The organism is Mesorhizobium sp. B2-4-15 (assembly GCF_006658505.1).
GTDB lineage: Bacteria > Pseudomonadota > Alphaproteobacteria > Rhizobiales > Rhizobiaceae > Mesorhizobium.
This window is the reverse complement of the sequence record NZ_VFUZ01000009.1, coordinates 107,177-119,932: the sequence shown is the minus strand read 5'-3', so window position 1 is coordinate 119,932 and position 12,756 is coordinate 107,177. Positions and strand designations below refer to the sequence as shown.

Here is a 12,756-nt window from a genome sequence, read left to right as displayed (position 1 = left end):
CCACGGCTTTCTCAAATCGCAACCGTCGCCGAGCGCGCCGAACACCAGTATGCCTCCCCTTCCGGCCAGATCGGTCGCCGTTGCGACATTGTCCAAGCCTGTGTCGGCGCGCGCTTAGGGATGGTCTCGATCAAGATGAGAGAGGATGGAAAGGGAAGCGGGAGGCTATGGTCGCAGGAGTGCGCCACCAAATTGCGCCCACAATCGATCGCAATCCCTTGCCCTGAGGCTAGGCGTTCCAGGTTCGCCATAAAAGACCATGGCCGAACGGACATCGTAGCCGAGCACGGAGGCATTGGCCACAAATTGGATGGCCATTCCCAAGTTGCTCGGTATGGGCTTTGACTCGGTTTTATTGGTGAGGTCGACGACGCCAACAATTTCGGCGTTCCCGCTTCTGCTCGCCAGGACCGTCATCGAGATCGCGTTCTCCATGGCAAGGAGCATTTTTGTTCGGTCCCCGGAAAGCCGGCTCCTTAACGCGCTTGAGCCAACTTTGTTCCCCGCGGAATGCTTGTCGCCGATCCGCCGAGCTTGTGGTCACATCCCCGATGCAATTGGGGAAATGATCCCGTGAGTTACGAGGACGTGAAGATGGGCTGGTCGAGGTCGGATCTTATCGTCGTGGCGGATCGACAATCGTGCGGCTGGTGAGATCCCAGGAACCGTTCTAGCACCTGCCAATTTGAATCAGCGCCTGCCGCGCTTGCCGTGCTTCGGTGGCTTGCTCTTGGAAGGCTTGGAACCGTAGGCACTTTCAATGATCCGCAACGCGTCTTCAAGAGGGATGCCGCACTTCCTGGCGTAGTAATCCGCCTCGGCCAATCGTTCTTCCGATACGGCTTCAGTGATCAGTCCAGTTTTCTTCCCCACGGCAGACCCCGGATGGTGGACCATAGCCGATTCTCGGGAAATTTTCATCGGTGCCAGCGCAGTCGTCTTTGGTAGCCGGTGCCTCTCGTTGGCGATTGCCCGAATGGCGCCGGCCTGACAGTTGCGAGCATTGCTCACGGCGAAATCCTGCCGGCCACAAAGCCAAATGAACTTCCTAGTTGGTCTTCAACCGTCCAACCCGGTTCTCGGCGATCCAGCGGGCGGCGAGCACCAGCGCGCCCATGCTGAAATCCTTGCCGTGCTTGGCCACCATCTCTTCCGACAGTTTGGCGAGTTGTTCGAAGAACGCGTCCTTGCTCTCTTCCTCTGTGGTGATTTCGGTCTGCATTCCATCCTCCTGTTTTACGCGGGGCCGCGCCCCTTATTTGAACATCTGCACTGGGAAAGTGATGATCGCTGCGGTGCCGTTGACCATGCCTGCAGCCAGGTGCCGTCCGTCGCTCGACCAGGCCAGCACCGCTATCCCACCGCCCAGCGGCCTGATGACAAGCTCGTCGCGTCCGCCGATCTGGGCGACCGTTATGCGGCCGTTGGTATAACCGGCCGCGACAAGTTTCTTCTGCGGATGCGCGGCCACCGTCTCGACCAGAACGAGACCGGCGCGACCGGTTTCCAATGCTCCGGCGGTTTCGCCGTCAAGCGGCGGCGCGGTCATCGACCAGCCGGCAATCCGGAACGCACCCGAGGCAAGCAGCGCATTCGCCGGCGCGCTCCAGCACACCGCGCGTACCGGGGAGGGAAATCCCGCAACGACAGCCGTTAAACCGTCGGCAGGGCTGATCAGCCCAAAGCCACCCGTCTCGAGACCGCAAGCCAGCCATGTGCCGTCGCCGCTCCAGCGGATCGATATTGGGCGCGCCGGCAAGGAAAAGTCTCGTATCAGGCTGGCAGGCCCTTCGACCGCCCAGATCGACAGTCCATTGCCCAAGCCGCAGGCGAGACGGCGTCCGCCCGGCGAGAAGGCCACTGCGTGCGTCGATGATGTCACATTGCGTTCCAGTCTCGCCACATCGCCGCGGTTGCGCGACAAGAAGACGTCGTGCCCGTCGCTGACCGCTGTCACCGCTGTCCGTGCACTATGATCGATGGCCACGATGGGGCCTTCGATCTTGACCAGCGTCTCCGCAACTTCGCCGCCAGCCGTCAGATGCACTGCTTCGCCGGCCGCCGTTCCGACAAGGAAGCCGGAACGCAGGTAAGCGACGAGGGGAGGATCGCCATCGCCAAATGCGGCGGACGCGATCAACGGCACCGGGGGCTTCTCGCGCGGGCGGATCGTCGTCTGGCCGAGATCGCCGCTCACCCGGATCCGCGATTCCGGCGGTTCCTGATCAGCGACCGCGGCAATGGCGACGGTTCCGTCCACGGATGTGAAAGCAACGGTCGAATCATCGGCGCTAAAGCAGAGGGCGGCCACCGCCGACGACCGTCGCCAGCTGCGAGCCAGGAGGTCGAACAGCGTCAGGTTCTGCATCATCTGCTGGTTCACTGAGTCTCTCCTATCAGTCCTAGTTCACTGTCGCCGCAAGCTCGCGATCGACATCCGCGACATCGTCTTCGGCTGCGGCGATACGGTCCTCGCATGCCGCGCATGCCTTCATGATCGCCTCGGCGCTCTCTTTCGCCTCATGCAAGTCCTGCACCAGTTGCACGCTGGGGCCGTTCCTGCCGATCTCGAGTTCCACGCGCAGCACATCCATCTCAAGGCCGGCGCGCTTCTGATTGAGCCGCAATGCCTCGGCGGTGAGCGCCGAGACGTTGCCGACAAGCGCCAGCCGGCGCTCGAGCAGCACCTCACGCGCAGCGGCTTGTCCCTTCACTGGACCCTTCATCATTTTTCCTCGCCGGCTGTCGGCCAGGCCGGGGGCTCGAAGGCCGAAAGCAGATTGGGCAGAGTGTGAGCCTGCGACTGGAATTGCTTTTCGGCCGTCTCGATGTGGCTCTTGAGTTGGTCCCAGATGTCGACGCGGATCATCGATGTCGTGTCGCCGGTCAGGCGCTCGATCTCGTCCACAGGGAACTGGCGCGCCAGCGAAACGCCGGAAAACACGAAGTCGCGCAAAAGGATCGCATGCCTCTCGATGAACAGATGGATCATCGGATGCGTTTGCGCGGTGACGCCGCCGGCGGCCAGCTCGGCGCGGATGAAGTCCTGGAAATGGCGCTGCAGCCGGTGCTGGCTTTCGCCCATGAAGCGCATGACGAAGACGAGGTCGCGCGGCATCAGCCTGACAAGATCGCCGGTGACGCCGTCGGCCTGACTGGACAGCGGTGTGGGTGGCCCCTGGCTGTGTTTACCGTTCGGCATGATCTTTCTCCAGCGTCAGGACAACACCGGCCGCCGTCTCCACGTAGTATAGAATGACGAAAAGTTAAATGGCTTGAGGTGAATTTTGGTGTTTGCTGCGACTGCTAATTGAATATCTCGCACATGCGAAATAACGCTAAATATTACACGCGTAAGTTACATCTGTAAAATAACGTTACAGTTTGCACCTTGCCCATCTGCGCAAAGAGCGGGGATTTTGTTGTGAGTGCCAGTTGTGGGCGCTGTCGCCAAACTGGCACGGCGTTTGCTTTGTCTCTTGCACAAGAAGCCCATCGCGCTTTGACGCAGGGCCAAAAGAACGAAGGACCGGAGGAAGCAGGACATCGGCTTTGATACGCCATCGCAGCTGCGATCGGCGCCTCGCAGCTCACGCCAAACGCCTCGAACACCTTTGCCCGATCCATTTGAACGGCCCGACCTTGTCGAGCGCGTTGCCGCGCAACCCTTTGTCATGCCGTTCGCACTCTCACTGGCGGTGCTTTTGTGCCGCTTCATGCCGGGGTCAAGGGACCCTCGGCTCAAACCTGGTGGAGGCTTATGACCATGACGTCTCTGACGCTCAACAAGATTACCTCGCAACGCGGCATCTCCGTGGGCGAAGCGACCAAGAAGATTGCCGACCTCGGCTGGAATCCTTCCTACGTCCAGGAAGCAATGACGTTTCCGACCGACTACAAGATCAACAAGACGCCGCGCGATCCGATGAAGCAGGTCCTGCGATCCTATTTCCCGATGCAGGAAGAAAAGGACAATCGCGTCTATGGCGCGTTGGATGCGGCGCTGCGCGGCGACATGTTCCGCAATGTGGAACCGCGCTGGGTCGAGTGGATGAAACTCTTCCTCGCCATCATTCCCTTCCCGGAAATCTCCGCTGCCCGCTCGATGGCAATGGTCGCACGCATCGCCCCCGGCGAGGAGCTCAGAACCGGCTTCACCATGCAGATGATCGACGAGTTCCGTCACTCGACGATCCAAATGAATCTGAAGAAATGGTACATGGAGAACTACATCGATCCGGCGGGCTTCGACATCACCGAGGAAGCCTTCGGAAAATGCTACGCCACCACCATCGGGCGCCAGTTCGCCGAGGGCTTCATCACCGGCGACACCATGACCGCCGCCTGCATGTACCTGACCGTGGTGGCCGAGACCGCCTTCACCAACACGCTGTTCGTTGCCATGCCCTCGGAAGCGGCCCGCAACGGCGACTACGCGCTGCCGACGGTCTTCCTGTCGGTGCAGTCGGATGAAAGCCGGCACATCGGCAACGGCCACTCGCTGCTGATGGCGGCGCTCAAGGAGCCGGAAAACCACCTGCTGCTCGAGCGCGACCTGCGTTACGCCTTCTGGCAGAACCACGCCATCGTCGATGCGGCAATCGGCACTTTCATCGAATACGGCACCACCAACCGCGACAAGAACAAGGAGTCCTACGCGGAAATGTGGCACCGCTGGATCTATGAGGACTACTACCGCACCTACATGCTGCCGCTCGAGAAATACGGCATCAAGGTCCATCACGACGACGTCCAGGCTGCCTGGGAGCGCATCACCAAGAAGAACTACGTCCACAAGGTCGGGCAGTTCTTCGCGGTGGGCTGGCCGGTCAATTTCTGGCGCATCGAAGCCCAGACCGACAAGGATTTCGAATGGTTCGAGCACAAATATCCGGGTTGGTACGCCGAGTTCGGCGATTTCTGGAAATGGTATGCCAAGCTCAGCCACAAGGGCGAGAAGGTGCTGCTGTTCAACAGCGACGTCGGCTACGTCTATCCGCACCGCTGCTGGTCGTGCCTGGTTCCCTGCCTGATCCGCGAGGACATTGTGGTCGACGAGATCGACGGCCAGTTGCACACCTTCGCCCACGAGCTCGACCGCTGGACCGCTGTCGAAGCCTTCGCGGACGAGTATCAGGGCCGCCCGACACCCGCCATGGGCCGTTTCAGCGGCAAGCGCGAGTGGGAGACGCTCTATGACGGCTGGGATCTGGCCGATGCGATCAAGGACCTGAACTTCGTCCGTTCCGACGGCAAGACGCTCGTTCCGCAGCCGCATATGCGCTTCGACGACAAGGAAATGTGGACGCTCGACGACGTGCGCGGCAACACGCTCGGCTCGCCGTTGAAGGCGCTCCGCGCCATGACGCCGGCCGATCGCGACAAGCATCTCGCGGAATATCGCGCGGGCTTCACGATCAACCCTTGCAACTGATCGGCCAAGGGGGGCGGGTTCGCCCCGCCCCCGGCTCATCCCAACTGGAGGTCCGCATGTCGGAAACCCACACGGTCAGGCTTAGCCCGGTCGGCGTCGATTTCGAGGTCGAGCATGGCGAAACGGTGCTCAACGCCGCGTTCCGTCAGGGCATCGCCTTGCCCCATGGCTGCAAGGAAGGGCAATGCTCGGCCTGCAAAAGCGTGTTGCTCGATGGCGAAGTCGACATGTTGAAATACTCGACCTTCGCCTTGAACGACATGGAGAAGGAGAGCGGCCACGTCCTTTTGTGCCGCTGCGTTGCCTACTCCGATTTGGAAGTCGAGCTTCTCAATTATGACGAGGAGATTTTGGCGAAAGCGATCGCCGTGAAGACGTTCAAGGGCCGGATTGCTCTCATCGAGCAGCTGACTCACGACATTCGCGGCATCGAGATCGAACTCGGCTCCCCGATAAAGTTCTGGGCGGGGCAATATGTCGACATCACGGTTACCACGCAAAAAGGGGAGACGATTACGCGCTCGTTCTCCATGGCAAATACGCCGGACCAAACCGAGAAACTCTGCTTCATCATCAAAAAATATCCTGAGGGAAAATTCTCCGGAGAACTCGATTCCGGAGGCATCAAGGTCGGAGCCGAGGTCACCGTCGTCGGACCTTACGGAACCTGTTTCCGTCGGGAAGAGCGGCAAGGACCTCTAGTCCTGGTCGGCGCCGGCTCGGGCATGTCGCCGATCTGGTCGATCCTCAACGACCACCTGAAGAGCGGCGAGAAGCGTCCGGTCTATTTCTTCTATGGTGCCCGCACCCGCAACGACCTGTTCTATCTCGACAGGATCGCCGAGCTGGTCGGCAATCATTCGGACGTCACCTTCATTCCCGTGCTGTCGCACGCGAACGACGACGCCGAATGGCGAGGCGAACGCGGCTTCGTACACCAGAGCGTCGATGCCAAGCTCAAGCAACTGGCGCTCGACGGGCAGGGCGATGTCCATGCCTGTGGCCCGCCGCCGATGATCGATGCACTGCAGCCGGTCCTGTTCATGAATGGGTTCGAAACGGAGCGGATCTTCTTCGACAAGTTCACCACATCGGCGGGTGCGACGCCGGCCCATTGAGGGCGGCTGGTGCCGAGCCAACCACAACTGCAACAAGGGAGAGAGAACTATGCCAGCAACCTCGAGTTCAGTCGGATCAGGAGCCGCCGGCGCGGCGATCTTCGCCGACTCCGACAGCCGGAAGTACCGGTATTTCGACCCGAAAGGCCAGCGTGCCACCCACTACGAGGACATGACGGTCGACGTTCAGCCCGATCCGGAACGCTACCTGAGCCAGGACTGGATCATCTCGTTTGCCGACGGCAAGGGCGCCTACGTCAAGCAGAACACCGCCGCGCAGAGCTCCAACTGGCATGCTTTCCGCGCCCCCGACCAGGAATGGGAGCGCACCCACTACCAGCGCCAGTCGAAGATCGAGACGATGGTGCAGAGCGTCATCAACAACGCCCGCAAATCAGGCGCGCCGAAGACCTTCGACAAGGCCTGGATCAAGATCCTGCAGACGCAACTCGGCGCCTGGAAACACGCCGAATTCGGACTCGGCACCTCGCTGATGCAGGCCCAGCGTTACGGCTACACCCAGATGATCAACAACGCGACGCTGACCAACTCGTCCTACAAGCTCAGGCTTGCCCAGGACATCACGCTCTATCTTGCCGAGATCGGCATGGACCTGCCTGGCTGGGACGACGAACTCGGCAAGAAGGCCTGGCTCGAGGACCAGAACTGGCAAGGCGTGCGCGAAGCGGTCGAGACCATCATGGGTACGTCCGATTATCTCGAGCAGTATTTCGCCATCAACATCATCTTCGAGCCGCTGGTCGGTGAAGTGTTCCGCTCCGGCTTCCTGATGCAGATCGCGGCCGCCAATCATGACTTCATCACGCCGGCGGTGATCTCGGCGGCCGAGGCCGATTACGAGCGCAACCTCGCTAACACCATCGACCTCATGCATCTGCTCGCCAATGACGAGACGCATGGCGGCGCCAACCGGAAGCTCTTCCAGGGCTGGGTCAAGAAGCACGCGGCGCTCGCTGACAAGGCGGCCATCGGCCTGCAGCCGATCTGGTCGATGCCGCATTCCAAACCGGTCGCCTTCGCCGATGTCCGTGCCAAATCCGAGGAACGGATTGGCCAGATCCTTGGCGAACTCGGTCTCAAGCGCTGAAACAGGAGAAATCGTCATGTCACTAGCAGCACGCGACGCAACGCACTCCAACATCTTCAAGGAGATGAAGGACATCACTTTCGAGCAGACGATTTCGCATCAGTGCGGCGTCACCATGAACGATTCGGTCGAAGCAAGGGCCATTGCTGAATTCATGGGCAAGAAGCCGGGGGTGACCATCACCTACCAGCCGGCGCTGATCCGCATCGACGGCGACGGCAAGCTGATCTTCAAGATGGATGCGATCGGAGAATATCTCGGCCGCGAAATATCGGCCGAGACCTTCGAGGTCAACACCTCCACCCATTACGGCCGCATGGTTCGCGTCGACGACAACACCGTGATCCTGTTCGGCAACATGGACGAGATGTTCGAGTACATCGAATAGGCGCGCCCCAAGAATCCGGCGCGCCGCGTGGGTCGCGGCGCGCCGACCCGATCAACGCGATTTGCTGCGGAGGCAACAATGTACAGAACACCGGAAGGCAAGGACATTTTCGTGGTCGACGGCCACACCCATTTCTGGGACGGCAGCCCGGAGAACCAGAAGAACATCCACGGCAAGCAGTTTATCGAGTGCTTCTACGCCTATCACACGGGCTTGAGCCCGAAGGACCAGCTCTGGGAGAAGAGCAAGTTCGAGAAATACAGCGCCGACGATCTCTACCGCGACTTGTTCATCGACGGCCCTGATGATGTGGCGATCGTCCAGTCGACCTATCTCAGGGATTTCTACAAGAACGGCTTCAACACCATCGAGCGCAACGCCGAGGTTGCCAAGCGCTATCCCGAGCGTTTCATCGTCAACGGCGCCTTCGATCCGCGCGACGGCGAGAAGGCGCTCGAATACATCCACTTCCTCAAGGAGACGTACGACGTCAAGGGCGTGAAAATGTACACGGCCGAATGGAACGGCGCGTCCAAAGGCTGGAAGCTCACCGATCCCGATGCCTACAAATGCTTCGAACTCTGCGACAAGCTCGGCATCCGCAACATTCACGTCCACAAGGGCCCGACGATCATTCCACTTTCGAAGGACGCCTTCGACGTGCATGACGTTGACCACGCAGCGACGGACTTCCAGGGCCTCAACTGGATCGTCGAGCATTGCGGCCTGCCGCGTCTCGACGATTTCTGCTGGATCGCCACGCAGGAGACCAATGTCTATGGCGGCCTGGCGGTGGCGCTGCCCTTCATCCATGCGCGCCCGCGCTATTTCGGCGAGGTCATCGCTGAACTGCTGTTCTGGCTTGGGCCGGAAAAGATCCTGTTCGGCTCCGACTATGCGATCTGGACGCCGCGCTGGCTGGTCGAGAAATTCTGGGCCTACCAGATTCCGGAGGACATTGCCGCCGAACGCGGTGTGCAACTGACCAACGAGATCAAGGAAAAGATCCTCGGCCTCAACGCCGCGCGGCTCTACAATATCGACATCGAAGCCAAGAAGAAGGCGCTCGCCAGTTCGCCCTTCAGCATCGCGGCGGAGTAGGGGCCATGGCAACCGCCAGCATTTCCGACGGCCGCGAGAAGGAACTCTGGCGGCGCCTTGGTGAGGTCAACGACCCCGAACTCGACGAGCCCGTCACCGAGATGGGCTTCGTCGAGCGGGCACAGGTGAAAGGCGATGGCGGCGTGGACGTCGATTTCCGCCTGCCGACCTACTGGTGCTCGCCCAACTTCGCTTTCCTCATGCTGGACGGCGTCCGTAAGGCGCTCGACCAGCTGTCCTGGTCGCCCGCTTACTGCGTCAAGCTGCACGACCACATGTTCGCCGACGAGGTCAATCGCGGCTTGGAAGCCGGCAAGACGTTCGGCGATATCTTCGCCGAACTTGCCGATGATCAGGATCTCGGCGCCTTGCGCGAAACTTTCCGCATGAAGGCATTCAAGCGGCGCCAGGAGGCTGTCTTGCGCGGCCTCAAGGCGCACGGTCTGACCGCTTGGGAAATTCTCGGCATGGGCTTGCCAGCATATGACGTCGCGCGGTTCGAACCGGGCGAAGCAGCCAGGCAGAAGCCGAGATACAGGGCGGCCCTGCTTGAGCGTTTTCCCAGCCGCCGGGCAGATGATCCGGTCTTCGTCACATGGGATGGGCAGCAAGTTTCGCCCACGGGATTGCCTGCCTATCTCGGCGAACTGCGCGCGGTGCGCATTAACATGGAGTTCAACGGCGGGCTCTGCCGTGGACTGAAACACACACGATACAAGGAACTGGGTGTGGTCGACGGCGAGCCGACGCTGGTCGATTTCATTCTGGATCGCGTGCCCGATCGAGCCGCGCCGACAGCCTGAAGCAGAACTGACAGCAACGGCCTCCAGTTGCACGAGGCCCCCAACCAACAAGCCGCCCGTAAGGCGGAAGGAGGAATCATGCCCAAAATAATGCTCCACAATTCCGATGCCCGTCGCGCCTTGGCCCGTGGCGTCTTCCGGCTGGCGGCGGCCGTCGAGCCGACGCTCGGCCCCAAAGGCATGAACGCAATGATCGATCGACCGATCGGCACGCCGATGGTGACTCGCGACGGCGTCAGCATCGCCTCCGAGATCGAATTGCACGACCGTTTCGAGAATATGGGCGCGCAGGTGGTGCGCGAAGTGTCGATGCAGACCAATGAGGTCGCCGGCGACGGCACCACGACCGCGATCGTGCTCGCCAACGCGCTCATCCAGGCCGGCATTGAAGCCAATGAGCGTGGCGCCAAATCCGTCGATCTCTGCAAAGGCATTGAACTCGCTGTGGCTTCGGTGGTGGCGGCACTCAAGGCCTCGGCAAAACCCGCCAAGGGGAATGGCATCCTGGCCGCTGTCGCCAACATCGCTGCGACCAACAGTAAGCTTGGCGCGCTCGTGGCGGAAGCTCATCAGCGCGTCGGCGCCGAAGGCGTCATCACCACCGACTTCAGCGTCACGACCGAGACCACGCTCGATGTGGTCGAAGGCATGTCCTTCGAACGTGGCTATCTCTCGCATCACATGGTCACCGACCAGGAGAAGATGGAGGCTGTTCTCGAACGCCCCTACATCCTGATGACCGATCTCAAGATCAAGGATCCCGGAGCGCTCGATGCGGCGCGCCGCATCGCCGACGAGGACGGGCGGCCGCTGCTGATCGTGTCCGAGGAAATGTCCCCGGAAGTGGTGGTGACGCTGCTCGGCAAGCAGGGACCGGGAAAATACCTCGTCGTCCATCCGCCGGAATATGGCCACTGGCGCAAGGCGATGATGGAGGATCTGGCCATCATCACCGGCGGCAAGGTGATCGCGCGCGATCTCGGCGGGCGGCTGGAGAATGTTACCGCTGAAGACCTCGGCACCGCCGACCGGGTGAAAACCAGTTCTTCCTACACCTCGATCATTCGCGGTGGCGGCGACCATGCGGCAATCGCCTCGCGCCGCGCTCAGGTGCAGCGGCAATACGAAGCCTCGCCGCCGAACATAGACCAGGACAAACTGCGAGAACGCCTGGCCAAGCTCTCCGGTGGCACCGCGATCCTTTATGCCGGCGGTGTCACGCCGGTCGAGCAGAAACGGACGATTCAGCTCATCGAAGATTCGCTCAATGCGGTGCGCGCCGCATCCGAAGAGGGCGTCGTCGCCGGGGGTGGCTCCGCACTCGCCCAGATCGCCCCACTGCTGGACAAAGTGGCGGCCGGAGTAGCCGGCGATACAGCCGAAGGTGTGCGCCTGGTGCGGTCTGTTCTGTCGCGACCGCTATGGCGCATCGCCGCCAATGCCGGCGCCGATCCAGAGGCCGTCGTCGCCGAGGTGACGCGCATCAACGGCGGCTACGGCTACAACGCATCCGCCGGCAGCTACCAGAACATGTTCGAGGCAGGAATCATCGATCCCGTGCGCGTCACCTACACGGCGCTGGCCAATGCGGCTTCCGTCGCGACGCTGATCCTGACCACTGAAACGCTGATCGGCGATCTCGCCGAGGATGAGGATCCGACTGCCGGACCCGCACGGGGCGGCGGGTCCGAAAAGCTCGGCCGCGCCTGAAGCAATTCCAGACACATTCGACGTTGAAAGGACACGACGATGAAAGCTGCCAGACTGTACGAATACGACCCGAAAATGAACGTCCAGCTACGGATCGAGGAGGTCAAGGCACCGACGATCACCGCGCCTGACGAGGTCATCGTGCGGGTGGGTGCCGCCGGCCTCTGCCGCACCGACCTGCACATTATCGAAGGTGTGTGGAAGCCGACGATGGATCCCGAAGGCACGCTTCTGCCTTACATCATGGGGCACGAGAATGCCGGCTGGGTCGAGGAGGTCGGCAGTGGCGTCCGATCCGTCAAGCGCGGTGACGCTGTGATCTGCCATCCGTTCCGCTCATGTGGCATCTGCCTCAACTGCCGCCATGGCGAGGACATGTATTGCGATAACGGCCAATTTCCTGGCCTTGGCATGAATGGCGGCTTCGCAGAGTATTTCATCACCAGCGAGCGTTCGCTGATCAAGCTGAACGCCAACATCACGCCGATCGAGGTGGCACCGCTGGCCGACGCCGGTATCACCGCCTACCGCGCCGCCAAGCGCGCGGCAAAGCTGCTGCGGCCAGGAAGCTATTGCGTGCTGCTCGGCATTGGCGGGCTTGGGCATATCGCGCTGCAATCGCTGCACGCGATCTCGGGCTGCCGCATCATCGCCGTCGACCGCGAGCCGGCGGCGCGGGTGCTGGCCAAGGATCTCGGCGCCGATTTCGTCCTCGATGGTGGACCCAATGTCGTCGAGGAAGTCAGCCAGATCACCGGCGGCGGCGCGCATGTGGTGATCGATTTCGTTGGCGAACTCGGTGTCGAGAACATCTGCTGGAAGATGGTGCGCAAGGGCGGACAACTGTTCGTCGTCGGCTATGGCGGCACCGTCAACGTGCCGACCGCCCATCTCGTCATCGAGGAGATCAACATCGGTGGCAGCCTGGTCGGCAATTTTACCGAGCTGGTCGAACTGATGGAGCTCAACGCCGACGGCAAGGTGAAGATGCACTACACCGAGTACAATCTTGCCAGCATCAACACGGCGCTCGACGACTTCAAGAACCGGCGGTTCACCGGCCGCGGCGTCATCGTGCCCTGAAGCACCTGGAC

The 12,756-nt window shown here is 61.2% G+C and carries 14 protein-coding genes; 8 read left to right on the top strand and 6 right to left on the bottom strand.

What is annotated here, in order from left to right; genetic code table 11:
* Positions 1 to 165 precede the first annotated feature (165 nt).
* The 6 genes from FJ930_RS13270 to FJ930_RS13250 form a co-directional block, all read right to left on the bottom strand.
* Positions 166 to 447 (bottom strand): hypothetical protein, encoded by a 282-nt coding sequence (locus tag FJ930_RS13270; RefSeq protein ID WP_141838150.1) that lies wholly within the window; start codon positions 445 to 447, stop codon positions 166 to 168.
* Positions 448 to 690: 243 nt separating this feature from the next.
* Positions 691 to 1,011 (bottom strand): hypothetical protein, encoded by a 321-nt coding sequence (locus tag FJ930_RS13265; protein WP_141838147.1) that lies wholly within the window; start codon positions 1,009 to 1,011, stop codon positions 691 to 693.
* 37 nt (positions 1,012 to 1,048) lie between these two features.
* Complete coding sequence (locus FJ930_RS30090; RefSeq protein WP_181176492.1) at positions 1,049 to 1,222, bottom strand: hypothetical protein; 174 nt, start codon at positions 1,220 to 1,222, stop codon at positions 1,049 to 1,051.
* Positions 1,223 to 1,255: 33 nt separating this feature from the next.
* Entirely contained in the window at positions 1,256 to 2,383 is a 1,128-nt protein-coding gene (locus tag FJ930_RS13260; RefSeq protein WP_141838145.1) for a WD40 repeat domain-containing protein, read from the bottom strand.
* 19 nt (positions 2,384 to 2,402) lie between these two features.
* Complete coding sequence (locus tag FJ930_RS13255) at positions 2,403 to 2,729, bottom strand: hypothetical protein (protein ID WP_141838143.1); 327 nt, start codon at positions 2,727 to 2,729, stop codon at positions 2,403 to 2,405.
* The gene (locus tag FJ930_RS13250; protein WP_141838141.1) at positions 2,726 to 3,202 is read right to left on the bottom strand and encodes a hypothetical protein; all 477 of its coding nucleotides are present in this window, start codon (positions 3,200 to 3,202) and stop codon (positions 2,726 to 2,728) included. Before FJ930_RS13250 ends, FJ930_RS13255 begins: the two co-directional genes overlap by 4 nt.
* Before the next feature lie 564 nt (positions 3,203 to 3,766).
* Between FJ930_RS13250 and FJ930_RS13245 the strand changes: the two genes are divergently transcribed.
* The 8 genes from FJ930_RS13245 to FJ930_RS13210 all read left to right on the top strand — a co-directional run bounded on the left by FJ930_RS13245 (position 3,767) and on the right by FJ930_RS13210 (position 12,745).
* Positions 3,767 to 5,434: an aromatic/alkene/methane monooxygenase hydroxylase/oxygenase subunit alpha gene (locus tag FJ930_RS13245; RefSeq protein WP_141838139.1), complete on the top strand. Its 1,668-nt coding sequence runs from the start codon at positions 3,767 to 3,769 to the stop codon at positions 5,432 to 5,434.
* 56 nt (positions 5,435 to 5,490) lie between these two features.
* Complete coding sequence (locus FJ930_RS13240) at positions 5,491 to 6,552, top strand: 2Fe-2S iron-sulfur cluster binding domain-containing protein (RefSeq protein ID WP_141838137.1); 1,062 nt, start codon at positions 5,491 to 5,493, stop codon at positions 6,550 to 6,552.
* A gap of 49 nt (positions 6,553 to 6,601) precedes the next feature.
* Positions 6,602 to 7,660: an aromatic/alkene monooxygenase hydroxylase subunit beta gene (locus tag FJ930_RS13235; RefSeq protein ID WP_141838135.1), complete on the top strand. Its 1,059-nt coding sequence runs from the start codon at positions 6,602 to 6,604 to the stop codon at positions 7,658 to 7,660.
* A 16-nt stretch (positions 7,661 to 7,676) separates the two neighbouring features.
* Positions 7,677 to 8,048 carry an MmoB/DmpM family protein gene (locus tag FJ930_RS13230; protein WP_140745962.1) on the top strand — a complete coding sequence of 124 codons (372 nt, stop codon included), beginning with the start codon at positions 7,677 to 7,679 and terminating at the stop codon, positions 8,046 to 8,048.
* A gap of 78 nt (positions 8,049 to 8,126) precedes the next feature.
* Positions 8,127 to 9,149, top strand: coding sequence for an amidohydrolase family protein (locus FJ930_RS13225; RefSeq protein WP_141838133.1), 1,023 nt, complete (start codon positions 8,127 to 8,129; stop codon positions 9,147 to 9,149).
* Positions 9,150 to 9,154: 5 nt separating this feature from the next.
* Positions 9,155 to 9,952, top strand: coding sequence for an iron-sulfur cluster assembly protein (locus FJ930_RS13220; RefSeq protein WP_141838131.1), 798 nt, complete (start codon positions 9,155 to 9,157; stop codon positions 9,950 to 9,952).
* A 78-nt stretch (positions 9,953 to 10,030) separates the two neighbouring features.
* Complete coding sequence (locus tag FJ930_RS13215; protein WP_141838129.1) at positions 10,031 to 11,662, top strand: molecular chaperone GroEL; 1,632 nt, start codon at positions 10,031 to 10,033, stop codon at positions 11,660 to 11,662.
* A gap of 39 nt (positions 11,663 to 11,701) precedes the next feature.
* Entirely contained in the window at positions 11,702 to 12,745 is a 1,044-nt protein-coding gene (locus tag FJ930_RS13210) for an NAD(P)-dependent alcohol dehydrogenase (protein ID WP_115144037.1), read from the top strand.
* The last annotated feature ends 11 nt before the right edge of the window (positions 12,746 to 12,756 follow it).